The sequence below is a fragment of the Streptomyces sp. CNB091 genome (assembly GCF_000377965.1).
Window position 1 is genome coordinate 1 of the sequence record NZ_KB899029.1, and the last position, 15,792, is coordinate 15,792.

Annotated in this window: 12 protein-coding genes; 9 read left to right on the forward strand and 3 right to left on the reverse strand. The window is 72.3% G+C overall.

The window, feature by feature from the left end:
- Window positions 1-39: 39 nt before the first annotated feature.
- Window positions 40-501, reverse strand: coding sequence for a DDE transposase family protein (locus D581_RS01000000138345; RefSeq protein WP_018961991.1), 462 nt, complete (start codon window positions 499-501; stop codon window positions 40-42).
- 117 nt (window positions 502-618) lie between these two features.
- On the opposite strand from D581_RS01000000138345, the gene D581_RS0136255 reads away from it, so the two are divergent.
- The 5 genes from D581_RS0136255 to hflX all read left to right on the forward strand — a co-directional run bounded on the left by D581_RS0136255 (window position 619) and on the right by hflX (window position 7,730).
- Complete coding sequence (locus tag D581_RS0136255) at window positions 619-1,071, forward strand: hypothetical protein (protein WP_018961992.1); 453 nt, start codon at window positions 619-621, stop codon at window positions 1,069-1,071.
- Window positions 1,072-1,228: 157 nt separating this feature from the next.
- A complete protein-coding gene (gene dapF, locus D581_RS0136260; protein WP_026291230.1) occupies window positions 1,229-2,095 on the forward strand; it encodes a diaminopimelate epimerase in 867 nt (288 codons plus the stop codon).
- Window positions 2,096-2,266: 171 nt separating this feature from the next.
- Window positions 2,267-4,435: a RelA/SpoT family protein gene (locus D581_RS0136265; RefSeq protein ID WP_026291231.1), complete on the forward strand. Its 2,169-nt coding sequence runs from the start codon at window positions 2,267-2,269 to the stop codon at window positions 4,433-4,435.
- 197 nt (window positions 4,436-4,632) lie between these two features.
- Window positions 4,633-6,078, forward strand: coding sequence for a M1 family metallopeptidase (locus tag D581_RS0136270; RefSeq protein WP_018961995.1), 1,446 nt, complete (start codon window positions 4,633-4,635; stop codon window positions 6,076-6,078).
- 131 nt (window positions 6,079-6,209) lie between these two features.
- Window positions 6,210-7,730: a GTPase HflX gene (gene hflX, locus D581_RS0136275; RefSeq protein ID WP_018961996.1), complete on the forward strand. Its 1,521-nt coding sequence runs from the start codon at window positions 6,210-6,212 to the stop codon at window positions 7,728-7,730.
- Window positions 7,731-7,825: 95 nt separating this feature from the next.
- On the opposite strand, the gene D581_RS0136280 is transcribed toward hflX, so the two are convergent.
- Window positions 7,826-8,995 (reverse strand): trypsin-like serine peptidase, encoded by a 1,170-nt coding sequence (locus D581_RS0136280; RefSeq protein WP_018961997.1) that lies wholly within the window; start codon window positions 8,993-8,995, stop codon window positions 7,826-7,828.
- Window positions 8,996-9,350: 355 nt separating this feature from the next.
- Between D581_RS0136280 and D581_RS0136285 the strand changes: the two genes are divergently transcribed.
- The 4 genes from D581_RS0136285 to D581_RS0136300 all read left to right on the forward strand — a co-directional run bounded on the left by D581_RS0136285 (window position 9,351) and on the right by D581_RS0136300 (window position 15,508).
- Window positions 9,351-10,745 (forward strand): diaminobutyrate--2-oxoglutarate transaminase family protein, encoded by a 1,395-nt coding sequence (locus tag D581_RS0136285; protein ID WP_018961998.1) that lies wholly within the window; start codon window positions 9,351-9,353, stop codon window positions 10,743-10,745.
- 28 nt (window positions 10,746-10,773) lie between these two features.
- Entirely contained in the window at window positions 10,774-12,678 is a 1,905-nt protein-coding gene (locus tag D581_RS0136290) for an IucA/IucC family protein (protein ID WP_018961999.1), read from the forward strand.
- 85 nt (window positions 12,679-12,763) lie between these two features.
- Window positions 12,764-13,540, forward strand: a complete 777-nt coding sequence (locus tag D581_RS0136295) for a GNAT family N-acetyltransferase (protein ID WP_018962000.1) — start codon at window positions 12,764-12,766, stop codon at window positions 13,538-13,540.
- A gap of 60 nt (window positions 13,541-13,600) precedes the next feature.
- On the forward strand, window positions 13,601-15,508 hold the full coding sequence (locus D581_RS0136300) for an IucA/IucC family protein (protein WP_018962001.1): 1,908 nt from the start codon (window positions 13,601-13,603) through the stop codon (window positions 15,506-15,508).
- Window positions 15,509-15,533: 25 nt separating this feature from the next.
- On the opposite strand, the gene D581_RS0136305 is transcribed toward D581_RS0136300, so the two are convergent.
- Window positions 15,534-15,792 (reverse strand): hypothetical protein (locus D581_RS0136305; protein ID WP_486585910.1); only part of this gene is annotated, 259 nt, incomplete at its 5' end.

Sequence of the window (15,792 nt, forward strand, 5' to 3'; positions counted from 1 at the left end):
CCTCAGGGTCTTTGAGAAGTGGCCTTGTGCCCGGGTTCGTCATATCAGCCCGAGGGCGGTGAGGGGCCGCAGGTGGTTTCGGGCGGTGTGGCGGAGGGCGGCGGCGATGTTGGTGTGGCCGTCCTGGCGGTGGACGCCGATGGCGAGGTTGCGCAGGCCGGCCATGACGCGGGGCGGGTGGCGGGTGCGGATGTGCGAGGCGTCCTCGTGGAAGGTGCGGTCGCGGACGTGGTGCGGTTGGTTCTCGATGCGCCAGTGGCCGCGGATCCAGGCCGCGGGCTGGCTGCCGGTGGCCGCGCCGGGCGGCAGGCTCGTGACCAGGTAGATCCGCTCGATTGTCAGGTTGCCCGTGCTCAGGTTCCGTATGATTGTTGCGGCCCCTTCGCCGAGTTCGGTCGTGACCGCGTAATCGGTTGCTGACCTGGGGTTATTGCTGACCTCTTGCTGACTCGCTGACCAGCAGCAGAAGCCTGACCTGCATAAACCCCAAAGCGGAGCCATAACAGCCTGATCACGTGATGGCATCGGGAAGCTCCGCCTGTCAATTCGGCGCCCGTGATCGTGCCATCATCGAGCATCGATCCACCAGTGGAGTCCGAGTTGGGAGGGCGCGTGGCGATGGAGGCCGGCCCTCGCGACACGGAGCAGCGCGACACAGAGCACGACGTGCCGTCACCGCGGGAGACCGCGGGACGGCTGAGTCCTGACGGGCCCGACGAGCAGGACGTGACCCCCGAGGTCGAGGTCGAGCTGCGGCCCACCCGCAAGCTGCGGATCTGGCAGCTCGCCCCCATCGTCATACTGGCCGCGGTCGGCTCGCTGATGTTCGCCTTTCCTCTCGCCTTCGAGTTCGGCGACGGCGGCGCCATCGTCGCCATGCTGGGGCTCCTGATCAGCTGCTGCGCGGCCGGCTGGGGCATGATGGCCGCCCGCCGCGTCGGGCACACCTGGCCGGGCCTGCCCTCCCGCGGCTCCGGCGCCCGCCCCGACTGGCGGGTGATCGCGCTGTACGCGGTGACCGGCGCCGCCCTGGTCGCGCTCGCCGTCTGGCGCGTGGACCGACTGCGCTGACTGCGGGACACCCGACTGCGCTGACGGCAGGACCTGCCCTGCGCCGGGCCCGCCCGCGCGGGTCATGGGCCCGCCCGCCCGGGTCCTGTGCCGGTCGCGGGCCCGGCCGCCGGGTCCGCTCGTGCGGGTTGTCGGCGCCGCCTCGTACAGTTGGCCTGTGAGCACCTCGCAGATCGCCTTCCTCAAGGGTCACGGCACCGAGAACGACTTCGTGATCGTCCCGGACCCGGACAACGCCCTCACGCTGTCCGCCGCTGTCGTCGCCCGGCTCTGCGACCGCCGGGCCGGCATCGGCGGGGACGGCCTGCTGCACGTCGTGCGGTCCGCCGCACACCCCGAGGCCCGGGACATGGCGGACGCGGCCGAGTGGTTCATGGACTACCGCAACGCGGACGGCTCGATCGCCGAGATGTGCGGCAACGGCGTGCGGGTCTTCGCCCACTACCTCCAGCGCGCCGGCCTCGTCGAGGAGGGCGACCTCACCGTCGCCACCCGGGGCGGCCCCAAGCGCGTGCACCTCGCGAAGAACGGCGACATCACGGTCTCCATGGGACGTGCCCTGCTGCCCGGGGAGAACGTCACGGTCAGCGTCGGCGACCGCAACTGGCCCGCCCACAACGTCAACATGGGCAACCCCCACGCGGTCGCCTTCGTCGACGACCTCGACCACGCCGGCGACCTGCTCACCGCCCCGCCCGTCAGCCCCGGCGCCGTCTACCCCGACGGCGTCAACGTCGAGTTCGTCGTCGACCGGGGCCCGCGCCACGTCGGTATGCGCGTCCACGAGCGCGGCTCCGGCGAGACCCGCTCCTGCGGCACCGGCGCCTGCGCGGTCGCCGTCGCCACCGCCCGCCGGGACGGCGCCGACCCCGCGGAGACCGGCCTCCCCGCCACCTACCGGGTGGACCTCCCCGGCGGCACCCTCGTCATCACCGAGCACCCCGACGGCGGTATCGACATGACCGGACCGGCGGTGATCGTCGCCGAGGGCGTCATCGACCCGGTCTGGCTCGAAACCTCCTGAGGAATGGCTCGCTCGAAACGATGACCAGCCCGAGCTTCGCTCGAATGGGTGATCCGTTTCACGCTGGGCGAGAGCTGCACTGCGCCACGTGGTGGGGTCGATAGCATCAAGCACCGGTCCCGAGGGGCATCCGCTCCTTCCCAGCGCCGGTCGATGTCGCCGGAGGTGCCCATGAGTGCAGAGGCCGCCGATCCAGGCGCTCCCCTACGCAGGCGGAGCCGCCCCCGGATCGATCTGCGCAGACTGGGCCGGGTGGCACTGCGGGGCCCGGTCTCCCGCGACCGGCTGCCCGACGCCATCGGACATGTCGCCGAGGCGCACCGCGCCCACCACCCCGACGCCGACCTGACCGTCCTGCGCCGGGCCTACGTCCTCGCGGAGTCCTCGCACCGCGGCCAGACGCGCAAGAGCGGCGAGCCGTACATCACGCATCCGCTGGCCGTCACCCTGATCCTCGCCGAGCTCGGCGCCGAGACCACCACCCTCACCGCCTCCCTGCTCCACGACACCGTCGAGGACACGGAAGTGACGCTCGACCAGGTACGCGAGCAGTTCGGCGACGAGGTCTGCTATCTCGTCGACGGGGTGACGAAGCTGGAGAAGGTCGACTACGGCGCCGCCGCGGAACCGGAGACCTTCCGCAAGATGCTCGTCGCCACCGGCAACGACGTCCGGGTCATGTCGATCAAGCTCGCGGACCGGCTGCACAACATGCGCACCCTCGGCGTGATGCGCCCCGAGAAGCAGGCCAGGATCGCCAAGGTCACCCGGGACGTCCTCATCCCGCTCGCCGAACGGCTCGGCGTACAGGCGCTCAAGACCGAGCTGGAGGACCTGGTCTTCGCGATCCTGCACCCCGAGGAGTACGAGGACACCCGCGCCCTGATCGCCGCCGCGGCAGGCCCGGACGCCCCCCTCGACACCATCGCCGACAACGTACGGGGCACCCTGCGCGACGCGGGCATCACCGCCGAAGTCCTCATCAGGCCACGCCACTTCGTCTCCGTACACCGGGTCCGCGGGAAACGCGGCGAACTGCGCGGCACCGACTTCGGCCGACTGCTCGTCCTCGTCACCGAGGACGCCGACTGCTACGCCGTCCTCGGCGAACTGCACACCTGCTTCACCCCGGTGATCTCCGATTTCAAGGACTTCATCGCCGCTCCCAAGTTCAACCTGTACCAGTCGCTGCACACCGCGGTCGTCGGCCCCGGAGGCGCCGTCGCCGAAGTCCTCATCCGCACGCACCGGATGCACAAGGTCGCCGAGGCGGGCGTGGTCGCGCTGGGCAACCCGTACGCCCAGGACCACGCCGCCACCCCGCAGAGCGAGCCGTCCGACGAGCGCGCCGACCCGACCCGGCCCGGCTGGCTCTCCCGGCTGCTGGACTGGCAGGAGTCCGCCACCGACCCCGACACCTTCTGGACCACCCTGCGCGACGATCTCGCCCAGGACCGCGAGATCACCGTGTTCCGCACCGACGGAGGCACCCTCGGGCTGCCCGCCGGGGCCAGCTGCGTCGACGCCGCCTACGCGCAGTACGGCGACCGGGCGCACACCTCCATCGGGGCCCGGGTCAACGGCCGCCTCGCCACCCTGAGTACCGTCCTCAGCGACGGCGACACCGTGCAACTGCTGCTCGCCCAGGACACCGCATCCGGTCCCTCGCCCGACTGGCTCGACCACGCGCGCACCCCCACCGCCCGGATCGCGATCACCGGCTGGCTCACCGACCACCCCGACGAGGCGAAGCCCACCCCCTCGACGATGACGTCCGTGGAGGCGGGCGGACCCGGCCCGGCCGAGCCCGCGGCCCCGGAGCGCGACGCCCAGGCCACCGCGTCGGCGCGCACCCGGTCCGGCCCCCGCGCCACCGGCGTCGTCGTCGACGGGCCGGACGCGCCGGTGCGCCTCGCCGGCTGCTGTACGCCGGTGCCCCCCGACGAGCTGACGGGCTTCACCGTCCGCGGCGGCACGGTCACCGTGCACCGCCGCGAGTGCCCCGCCGTGGCCGCCATGCAGGAGATCGGCCGCGCCCCGGTCGGAGCACGCTGGGCCGAAGCGGAGGGCCGGGAATCCGGCGCGGGCTGCCGGGTCACCCTGGTCGCCGAGTCCTTCGGCCGCCCCCGGCTCCTCGCCGACCTCACCGAGGCCATCGCCACCGCCGAGGCGGCGATCGTCTCCGCCACCGTGGAACCGCCCAGCGAACAGCGCGTCCGCCACACCTACACCCTCCACCTCCCCGACGCGGCGGGCCTTCCCGCCCTCATGCGAGCCATGCGCGAGGTCGCCGGGGTCTACGACGTCAGCCGCGCCCAGCAACCGGCCCCGGCCGGCTGAGCGACTGGCCCGGACCTTCACCAGCGGCCCCCGGTCGGCTGAGCAGCCCCGGAAGCCCGGAAACCCGGAAGCATCCCGGCCCGAGGCGGTGCCTCACGGCCGGCGGAACCGCTCCTCCCACCGGTGACGCGTTCTCGTTCGAGTGGCGCGGCGCGCGGCTCCCCGGCCGGGCGGCGATGCGCTGATAGCGGTAGTCCATGCCGCTCCTCTCCCGCCGCCTGCGCGCCGCCCTGCTGGCGACCGCCTCGGCCACCCTCGTCGCCGCCACCCTGCCCGCCCCCGAGCCCCTGGGCATCGGCGACCGGCTCTTCCCCGAGCTGGGCAACCCCGGATACGACGTCCTCGCGTACGACATCGCCTTCACGTACCACGGCCGCAACACCCAGTCCCTGGACGCCGTCACGAAGATCAGGGCCCGCACCACCGCCCCGCTGGACCGGATCAACCTCGACTTCGCCCGGGGCACCGTCCAGGGGGTCGAGGTCAACGGACTGGCGGCCGACTTCGGCAGCAAGCGCGAGGACCTGGTCGTCCAGGCCCCCCGCCGCCTCCCCGCGGGCGTACCGCTGAACATCACCGTCCGGCACACCAGCGACCCGAGCGGGTCCGGGGATGACGGCGGCTGGGTCCGCACCGCCGACGGCCTCGCCATGGCCAACCAGGCCGACGCCGCCCACCGGGTCTTCCCCGGCAACGACCACCCCTCCGACAAGGCGTACTTCACCTTCCGGATCACCGCCCCCGAGAAGCTGACGGCGGTCGCGGCCGGCCTGCCGGCGGGGAAGACCCGGCGCGGAGCCACGACCACCTGGGCCTACCGCACCGAGCACCCCATGGCGACCGAGCTGGCCCAGGTCTCCATCGGGAGCTCCGCCGTGCTGCACCGCACCGGCCCCCACGGACTGCCGGTGCGCGACGTCGTCCCGGCCGCCGACCGGAAGAAGCTGGAGCCCTGGCTGAAGAAGACCCCGGCCCAGCTGGAGTGGATGGAGAGGCAGGTCGGCCGCTACCCCTTCGAGACGTACGGGGTGCTCGTCGCCGACAGCCCCATCGGCTTCGCCCTGGAGACCCAGACGCTGTCGCTGTTCGGGAAGTCCTTCTTCACCGAGCCCGGCTACCCGGAGTGGTACGTCGACTCGGTGATGATCCACGAGCTGGCCCACCAGTGGTTCGGCGACAGCGTCTCGCCCGCGAGCTGGTCCGACCTGTGGCTCAACGAAGGACACGCCAGTTGGTACGAGGCCCGGTACGCCGAGGAGAACGGCGGCGGGGCCCTGGAACGGCGGATGCGTGAGGCATACAAGCTCTCCGACGGCTGGCGCGCGGACGGCGGCCCTCCGGCGCATCCGGACGGCCCGGCCCCGGGGCAGAAGCTCAGCCTGTTCCGGCCCGTCATGTACGACGGCAGCGCGCTGGTGCTCTACGCCCTGCGCCAGGAGATCGGCGAGGCCGCCTTCGACCGGCTGGAGCGCACCTGGGTCCGGGTGCACCGGGACTCCACGGCGACCACCGCGGACTTCACCCGGCTGGCGTCCGGCATCGCGGGACGGGACCTGTCCGCCTTCTTCGACGGCTGGCTGTACGGCGAGAAGACCCCGCCGATGCCCGGCCACCCCGACTGGAGCAGCGCGAAATCCGCGTGACGGGCCCGGTGGGGCCGTGCCACTATCGACGCGTCGGCGCGGCGGACCGCACCGGAGTTCCCGGCAGGGAATCATCCGGGAAGATCACACGTTGTGACTGACGTAACGACTTCTATCGACGTAAGGATCCAATGACCTCCTCTTCTTCCCTTCCCCAGGACGCGCAGGACGCGCAGAGCGCCACGGAGAACGCGACCGAGAGCCTCACCGAGAGCCTTCGGGCCGACGCCCTGATGGAAGAGGACGTCGCCTGGAGCCAGGAGATCGACGGAGCGCGGGACGGCGATCAGCTGGACCGCTCCGAGCGTGCCGCGCTGCGACGCGTGGCCGGTCTCTCCACGGAACTCGAGGACGTCACCGAGGTCGAGTACCGCCAGCTGCGCCTGGAGCGCGTGGTGCTGGTCGGCGTCTGGACCTCGGGGACGGTGCGTGACGCGGAGATCTCCCTCGCGGAGCTCGCCGCACTCGCCGAGACGGCGGGCGCACAGGTGCTGGACGCGGTGTACCAGCGGCGCGACAAGCCGGACCCGGCCACCTACATCGGCTCGGGCAAGGCGCTGGAGCTGCGGGACATGGTGCTCGAATCCGGTGCCGACACCGTCGTCTGCGACGGTGAGCTGAGCCCCGGCCAGCTGATCCACCTGGAAGACGTCGTCAAGGTGAAGGTGGTCGACCGGACCGCCCTCATCCTCGACATCTTCGCCCAGCACGCCAAGTCCCGTGAGGGCAAGGCGCAGGTCTCGCTGGCCCAGATGCAGTACATGCTGCCGCGCCTGCGCGGCTGGGGTCAGTCGCTCTCCCGTCAGATGGGCGGCGGCGGTTCCAGCGGCGGTGGCGGCATGGCCACCCGTGGTCCCGGTGAGACCAAGATCGAGACGGACCGGCGACGGATCCGCGAGAAGATGGCGAAGATGCGCCGGGAGATCGCGGAGATGAAGACCGGCCGCGAGATCAAGCGGCAGGAGCGCAAGCGCAACAAGGTGCCCTCCGTCGCCATCGCCGGATACACCAACGCGGGCAAGTCCTCGCTGCTCAACCGCCTGACCGGGGCCGGTGTCCTGGTGGAGAACGCCCTGTTCGCCACTCTGGACCCGACCGTCCGCCGGGCCGAGACCCCAAGCGGCCGCATCTACACCCTGGCCGACACCGTCGGGTTCGTCCGGCATCTGCCGCACCACCTGGTCGAGGCGTTCCGCTCCACCATGGAGGAGGTCGGCGAGTCCGATCTCATCCTCCACGTGGTGGACGGGTCCCACCCGGTGCCGGAGGAGCAGCTCGCCGCGGTGCGCGAGGTGATCCGGGACGTCGGCGCGGTGGACGTGCGCGAGATCGTCGTGATCAACAAGGCGGACGCGGCGGACCCCCTGGTCCTCCAGCGGCTGCTGCGCAACGAGAAGCACGCCATCACGGTCTCGGCCAGGACCGGCGCCGGAATCGACGAGCTGCTCGCGCTCATCGACGCCGAGCTGCCCCGGCCGTCCGTCGAGATCGAGGTGCTCGTGCCGTACATCCAGGGGGCTCTGGTCTCCCGGGTGCACGCCGAGGGCGAGGTGCTTTCCGAGGAGCACACCGCCGAGGGCACCCTGCTCAAGGCCCAGGTCCACGAGGAGCTGGCCGCGGAGCTCGGGACCTTCGTCCCCGCCGCGCACTGACAGCCGTGTGACCGCGCGACAAGCCGAAGGCCCGGCCCCCTCCGGAGAGATCCGGGAGGGGGCCGGGCCTTCGCCGTGCGGCCGCCGGCCGGGACCTACTGGCCCGCGTATTTCTCGCTCACCGCGCGGTAGATGCCCTCGGCCTCCTTGCCGAGCCGGGGCCCGGCCAGCCAGCCCGCGGTGACCGGGCCGATCGAGGTGTTCGAGACCAGGGCGGGCTTTCCGTCCTGCCCGGCCGCGACCCAGCCGCCGCCGGAGGAACCGCCGGTCATCGTGCAGCCGATGCGGTACATCGTGGGCTGGTCCTGGAAGACGGAGAGCCGACCCGGCTTGTCCTCGCACTGGAGCAGCTTCTGACCGTCGAACGGCGGCGCGGCCGGGTAACCCGTGGCCTTCATGGCGTCGATCTCCGGCACGGCGGGAGCGTTGAACTCGACCGGCAGCGCCGAACCGACCGTCTCCTCCAGCGACTTGCCGCCCGCGCCCTTCTCCGGCGTCACATGCAGCACCGCGAAGTCGTACGGGGCGCCCTGGCCGCCGACGGCCGCGCCCTCGGCGATCCACTGCTCGGAGGTCTGGGCCCACTGGCCCCACCACACACCGTAAGGAGCGATCTTCTCCTTGGGCGCGGTCTCCAGCTCGGCCAGCGACAGGCCGTCGTTGTTGTACGCCGGGACGAAGGCGATGTTGCGGTACCAACCGCCCTTCTTGCCCGCGTGCACGCAGTGCCCGGCGGTCCACACCATGTTGGACTTGCCGGGGTTCGCCGGGTCCTTCACCACGGTCGCGGAACAGACCATCGAGCCCTGCGGGCCGTCGAAGAGCAGCTTCCCGGACTCGGGGGCGTTGCCGTGGTACGGCGTCGCGACCCCGGCGGCCTGGACCGGGGCCGGCGTCGGGTCCGTCACGCCGTCGTCGCCCGAGATGTCGTTGTCGACCGGGTTCTCCGGGGGCTTGTCGGCCTCCCGCATCCGGTCCGGGTCCCACAGGCCGTCGATGATCGGGTTGACGAAGTCCTTGGCCTCACGCAGCCACTTGTCCTTGTCCCAGTTCTTCCACTCCCCGTCCCGCCACTTGTCGGGGTCGATCCCGTGCTCCTTGAGACGGTTCTTGAGGTCGTCCGGGATGACGACCTTGCCGTCGGACGACTGGTCGGCCGAGGCGCTGGGCGTACCGCCCGCGTTGTCCTCCTCCGGACCGCACGCCGTGGCGGTGAGCGCCAGTACGGCGGCGACGGCGGTCGCGGCGAGCGCGGTGGAGGGCATGCGCCGTGCGCGCCTCCCGCGCCGTGCGGTATCGGTCGGGCGAATGGGTCGCATCTCGTGATCCCCCTGGGACTTCGTCACTCGGTACTCGTGCTGCATTGCGGACACTTCGGGCGCCGGGGCAGGTGCTTCCGCGCCGTTGTGCGGCCCCCACTATGCCGGTGCCGATGGTGACGGTGCGCGGCAGGTCCGCGGTTCCGTCGCCGCGAGGATGCTCCGATTCACCCGTGATCCATCGTGGACGGCGTCGTTGGTACGTACGGGGGACACCAGGACAGCGTTCACGCCCTCGGTGCGTCCACGCGAGAACGTACCGACGCGCAACGCAACTGTTACCGCAGGAGGACCAAGAGCCGTGTCCGTGACCGAACCCGCACCGGTGGCGCCGCCCTCCGCACACGAGGGCATTCTCCGTCGCCAGACCCTGCGCGAATCGGCGGCGCGCACCTACGCGCGGTCCCTGCCGATCGTCCCGGTGCGCGCCCGCGGGCTCACCATCGAGGGCGCGGACGGACGCCGCTACCTCGACTGTCTGTCGGGCGCCGGCACGCTGGCCCTCGGGCACAACCACCCCGTCGTGCTCGAAGCCATCCGGAAGGTCATCGACTCCGGCGCGCCCCTGCACGTGCTGGACCTCGCCACCCCGGTCAAGGACGCCTTCACCACCGAGCTGTTCTCCACCCTGCCGCGGGAGTTCGCCGACAACGCCCGCATCCAGTTCTGCGGCCCCGCCGGTACGGACGCCGTCGAGGCCGCGTTCAAACTGGTCCGCGCCGCGACCGGGCGCACCGGCCTGCTGACCTTCACCGGCGCCTACCACGGCATGACCGCCGGGGCCCTGGAGGCCTCCGGCGGCGCCACCGACGTACGGGTGACCCGGCTGCCCTTCCCGCAGGACTACCGCTGCCCGTTCGGGACCGGCGGCGAGCGCGGCGCGGCGCTCGCCGCCCGCTGGACCGAACACCTGCTTGACGACCGCAAGGGCGGGGTTCCGGCCCCCGCGGGAATGATCGTGGAGCCGGTCCAGGGCGAGGGCGGCGTCAATCCCGCCCCCGACTCCTGGCTGCGCCGCATGCGCGGGATCACCGCGGACCGCTCCATCCCCCTCATCGCCGACGAGGTGCAGACCGGGGTCGGCCGGACCGGCGCCTTCTGGGCCGTCGAGCACAGCGGCGTCATGCCCGACGTCATGGTCCTCTCCAAGGCGATCGGCGGCTCCCTGCCCCTCGCAGTGATCGTCTACCGCGCTGAACTGGATCTTTGGCAGCCGGGTGCCCACGCGGGTACGTTTCGTGGCAACCAGCTCGCCATGGCGGCGGGCGCGGCCACGCTCGCGTACGTCAGGGAGAACCAACTGGCGGACCGCGCTGCGGTCCTGGGGGCCTGGATGCTCGCCCGTCTGAGGGAGCTGCGGGTACATCACCCGGGAATCGGTGACGTACGGGGGCGTGGACTGATGATCGGCATGGAGCTGGTGGATCCCGAGCGCGCGCCGCTGCCCGCCGAGGCAGGCGACGACCACCCGGCCCCGCCGCCCGATCCGGCGCTCGCCCTCGCCGTCCAGCAGGAATGTCTGCGGCGCGGCCTCATCGTCGAACTGGGGGGCCGCCACGACGCCGTGGTCCGCCTCCTGCCGCCCCTCACCCTCACCGACGAGCAGGCGAGTGCCGTCGTCGACCGTCTCGCCGACGCGCTGGCAGCCGCGACAGGCTCCCCGCACCGTCGGACCACCGCCGGGCCGACCACCTGAACCCGGAATCCCCACAAGGAAGAACGTCGTGAACCCCACCCCCGCGTCCGAGGCCGACGGCCACGGCACCCCCCAGCACCGAGGGCAGGACGGACCGGCCGCCCCCGGCACGGTCGAGGCGACGACCGTGCCCCGCCAGAAATCCCCGCGCGATCCCGACCCCGCCGTGTACCCGCCCGGTCCGGACCTCCGCGCCCGGGCGGGCCGGGGCCCGAGCACCGACGCCCTCGACGACCCTGACCCGCTGCGGGCCGCCGACGCGGCGGGCACGGAGAGCCTCCTGCGGTGCTGGACCCGGGAGAGCGACCTGCCCCGCCCCGGCGGCGACACCCTGCGTATCGCCTTCCCCGCCAGCGGTACCGCCCTGCTCGTCCCCGTCCACTACTGGTCGGCCACCGGGGCCCACCGCTTCGGCGCACCCGTCCTGGAGACCGCCCCCGCCGGTGCTCCGCACGCCGACGCCGCCACCGTCGCCGTCCTCATCGGCCGTGAGGGCGGCGAGAGCGGCGCGGGCGATCTGGTCGCCCGGGTCGCCGACTCCGTACGCCACACCGCCGGCTTCATCGACCAGCGGCGGCGCGACCCGGCGGACCCCGCCGAGGCGGACCTCTTCCTCACCGCCGAACAGTCCCTGCTGCTCGGCCACCCCCTCCACCCCACGCCCAAGAGCCGCGAGGGCCTCTCCGAGTCGGAGTCCCGTCGCTATTCGCCCGAGCTCCACGGGTCCTTCCCGCTCCACTGGTTCGCCGTCGACCGGGCGCTGATCGCCACCGACTCCGCCTGGACCGAGGGCGGTCCGGCCACCGCCGAGGAGCTGCTCGCCCCGCACGCCGACGGGCTGAGCCTGCCCCCCGGCACCGTCGCCGTCCCCGTGCACCCCTGGCAGGCCGCCGATCTGCTCCACCGCCCCCAGGTCCGCGCCCTCGCCGACACCGGCCTGCTCCACGACCTCGGCCCCCACGGCGAGCACTGGCACCCCACCTCCTCCATCCGCACCGTGCACCGCCCCGGCGCACGGGTGATGCTCAAGCTCTCCCTCGGCGTGCGCATCACCAACTCACGCCGGGAGAACCTCCGCAAGGAGCTGCACCGGGGCGTCGAGGTCCACCGACTCCTGTCGACCGGACTCGCCGAGCGCTGGCAGCGGGAGCACCCCGGCTTCGACGTCGTCCGGGACCCCGCCTGGCTCGCCGTCGACGACCCCGAGGGCGCATCCGTCCTGGGGCTCGACGTCATGCTCCGCCACAACCCCTTCGGCCCGGGCGACGACGCCGCCTGCATCGCGGGACTCACCGCGCAGCGCCCCCGGCCCGGCCGGCCCGGCATGCGCTCCCGGCTCGCCGAGGTCGTCTCCGGCCTGGCCGCCCGCACCGGCCGCGGCGTCGACGCCGTCTCCACCGAATGGTTCCGCCGCTATCTGCACCACGTCGTGCGCCCCGTCCTCTGGCTCGACGCCCATGGCGGAGTCGCCCTCGAAGCCCACCAGCAGAACACCCTCGTCCTCCTCGATCCGGACGGCTGGCCCGTCGGCGGCCGTTACCGGGACAACCAGGGCTACTACTTCCGCGACTCCCGCCGGGACGAGCTGGAACAGCGGCTCCCCGGCATCGGCGCCGTCAGCGACACGTTCGTCTCCGACCCGGTCACCGACGAACGGTTCGCCTACTACCTCGGCATCAACAACGTCCTCGGCCTGATCGGGGCGTTCGGCGCCCAGCGCCTGGGCGACGAACAGGAACTCCTCACCGTCCTGCGCCGATTCCTCACCGAGACCGCGGAACTGGGCTCCCCCCTGCCCGCGTATCTCCTGGAGAACCGCGAACTGCGCTGCAAGGCCAACCTGCTGACCCGGCTCCACGGCCTCGACGAGCTGGTCGGGCCGGTCGACACCCAGTCCGTGTACGTCACCATCGCCAACCCCCTGCACAGCTGAGCACCAACCGCCCCGGGCGGACTCCGGCCGCACCCGCTCCCAAGACGCCCACCGACCGCACCGGTCCAGAGAGGAGAGCGCCACCGTGCCTCCCGCCGAACCCTCAGCGGAATCCGCCGCCGTACCGGCCGACCACGGCTCCGTCGAACGGTCCGGCACCCAACGGTCCGGCAGCCGCGCGGACGGCAGCGCCGACGTCGAGGACACCCTCGACCTGGAGCTCACCGAGGAGCTCCTCGCCCTGATCGCCGAGGAGCGAAGCGCCGGGGCGGCGGGGGCCCGGGTCGCCCACGAGCTGCTGGGCGACCCTGGGGCCTGGGCGCCCGCGACCACGGCGGCGGGAGAGTTCGCCCTCGTCCCCGTCCGGCCGGAGCGTGATCTCGCCGTCGTCAGCCGCTGGATGAACGATCCTGCCGTGGCGGCGTTCTGGGAGCTCGCCGGACCCGAGTCCGTCACCGCCGACCACCTCAGGACCCAGCTCGAAGGGGACGGACGCAGCATCCCGTGCCTGGGAGTGCTCGACTCCACACCCATGAGCTACTGGGAGATCTACCGCGCCGACCTCGACCCCCTGGCCCGCCACTACCCCGCCCGCCCCCACGACACCGGTGTCCACCTCCTCATCGGGGGCGTGAACAACCGCGGCCGGGGCGTGGGCACCGCCTTGCTCCGCGCCGTCGCCGACCTCGTCCTGGACAACCTTCCGCGGTGCGGTCGGGTCGTCGCCGAGCCCGACCTGCGCAACACCCCCTCCGTATCCGCGTTCCTCAGCGCCGGCTTCCGCTTCTCCGCCGAAGTGGATCTCCCCGACAAACGCGCCGCGCTGATGATCCGCGACCGAACACACCGAGCCCAGCTGTGACTTACTCGCCGCACTTTCCACACCGCTCGAACCTCATAGGTTCCATCCGGAGGAGTCCCCGTGCCGATATATCCCGCGAGCCGTGAATCAGCCGAGTCCCCGCAGCTGTTCAGCCCTCCGGAGCTGAACCGACAGATCTGGGACCGGGCCGCCGCACGGCTCCTCGCCAAGATGCTCGGCGAGTTCGCCTACGAGAAGATCATCGAGCCCGTCCCGCAGCCCGGGACCGGCGGACGCCACCGGCTGACCCTCGACGACGGGGGAGCGCTCGCCTTCACGGCCCGGCGCGGCGTGTACGGCAGCTGGCGCGTCGACCCCGACTCGATCGAGGTCACGGCGGGGCCGCCAGCCGCTCACGCCAACGGCTCACCCGCAGCCGCGAGCGCCGAGGCGCGGCCCAACGGCCCGGCCACCGGCTCCCGGCCGTTCCGCGACCCGCTGACGTTCCTCACCCGGGCCCGGTCCCTCCTCGGGCTCGACGGCACGACGCTGGGCCACCTCATCCGCGAGCTGACCCGGACCCTGTCCGCCGACGCCCGGCTCGACCACACCGCGCTCACCGCCGAGCAGCTCGCCGCGCTCGACTACGCGGAGCTGGAGGGCCATCAGACCGGCCACCCCTGGCTGGTGGCGAGCAAGGGGCGGCTCGGCTTCTCCGCCGCCGACGCCGCCCGCTTCACCCCCGAGACCCGCAGTCCGCTCCGGCTGCCGTGGATCGCGGTCAGCACGCGCATCGCGCAGTACCGGGGAGTGGGCCGCGTCGGCACCCCCGAGCAGCTGTACGCCGGCGAGCTCGACGGGGACGTCCGGGACGCCTTCGCCGAGGTGCTGCGCGCCCGGGGACACGACCCGCGGGACTACCTCTACCTCCCCGTACACCCCTGGCAGTGGGACGAGTGGATCGTGCCGCTCTTCGCCCCGGCCATCGCCGACGGCGACATCGTGGCCCTGCACACCGACGGGGACGCCCGCCTGCCGCAGCAGTCCATCCGCACGTTCGCGAACGTGGAACGGCCCGAGCGGCACACCGTGAAGCTCCCGCTCTCCATCCTCAACACCCTGGTCTGGCGCGGCCTGCCGACCGAGCGGACCCTCGCCGCCCCCGCGGTCACCGCCTGGGTCCAGGGACTGTGCGAGGGCGACCCGTTCCTGCGCGACACCTGCCGGGTCGTCCTCCTCGGCGAGGTCGCCTCCGTCGCCGTCGAGCACCCGCTGTACGACTACCTCCCCGGAGCGCCCTACCAGTACAAGGAGATCCTCGGCGCGATCTGGCGGGAGCCCCTGCCGCCCCGCCTCGCGCCGGGCGAACGCGCCCGCACGCTCGCCTCCCTCCTCCATACGGATCCGGCGGGCCGCGCCTTCACCGCGGAGCTGGTCGAGCGCTCCGGCCTCTCCCCGGACGCCTGGCTGAAGCGGCTCTTCGCCGCGCTCCTGCCGCCCCTGCTGCACTTCCTCTACCGCTACGGAACCGTCTTCTCCCCGCACGGCGAGAACGCCATCGTCGTGTTCGACGAGAACGACGTGCCCGTGCGGCTCGCCATCAAGGACTTCGTCGACGACGTCAACGTCAGCGCCCATCCGCTGCCCGAGCACGCCGGCATGCCCGACGAGGTGCGCGCGGTCCTCCTCACCGAGGAGCCGTCCTTCCTCACCCAGTTCATCCACTCCGGCCTCTTCGTGGGCGTCTTCCGCTATCTCTCCCCCCTGTGCGAGGAGCAGCTCGGCGTCTCCGAGGACGCGTTCTGGTCACTCGTCCGGGCGGAGATAGTCCGCCACCACGCCCGCTTCCCGGAGCTGAAGGAGCGGTTCCAGCTGTTCGACATGCTCACCCCTGAGATCGAGCGCCTCTGCCTGAACCGCAACCGCCTGCTCGTCGACGGCTACCGGGACCGCGCCAGCCGGCCGCACGCGGCGATCCACGGCACGGTCCCCAACCCGTTGCACCCCTCCGCCCGCGTCCGGGAGTGATCGCCGCTGATGCTCCTATTGGCTGTCAAGCGCCGGTGAGCCAGTCGCGGTAGGTGTTGGCGAGGTGGTCGTCACGGCGGATTCCTCGTTCGAGGGTGGAGATCGTGGCGGGCCAGACGCCGAAGTGGCGGGCCGCTGTGGTGAGGGTGATGTTCTTCGACTGTCGCAGGGGGCGCAGGTCGGCGATGTCTGGGATGGTGACCGTGGTGGTCAGGCAGCGGAACATCTCCCGGGCGATGGCCCGTTTCAGCAGCCGGATGGTCTCCTTCTTGGTGCGGCCGGCG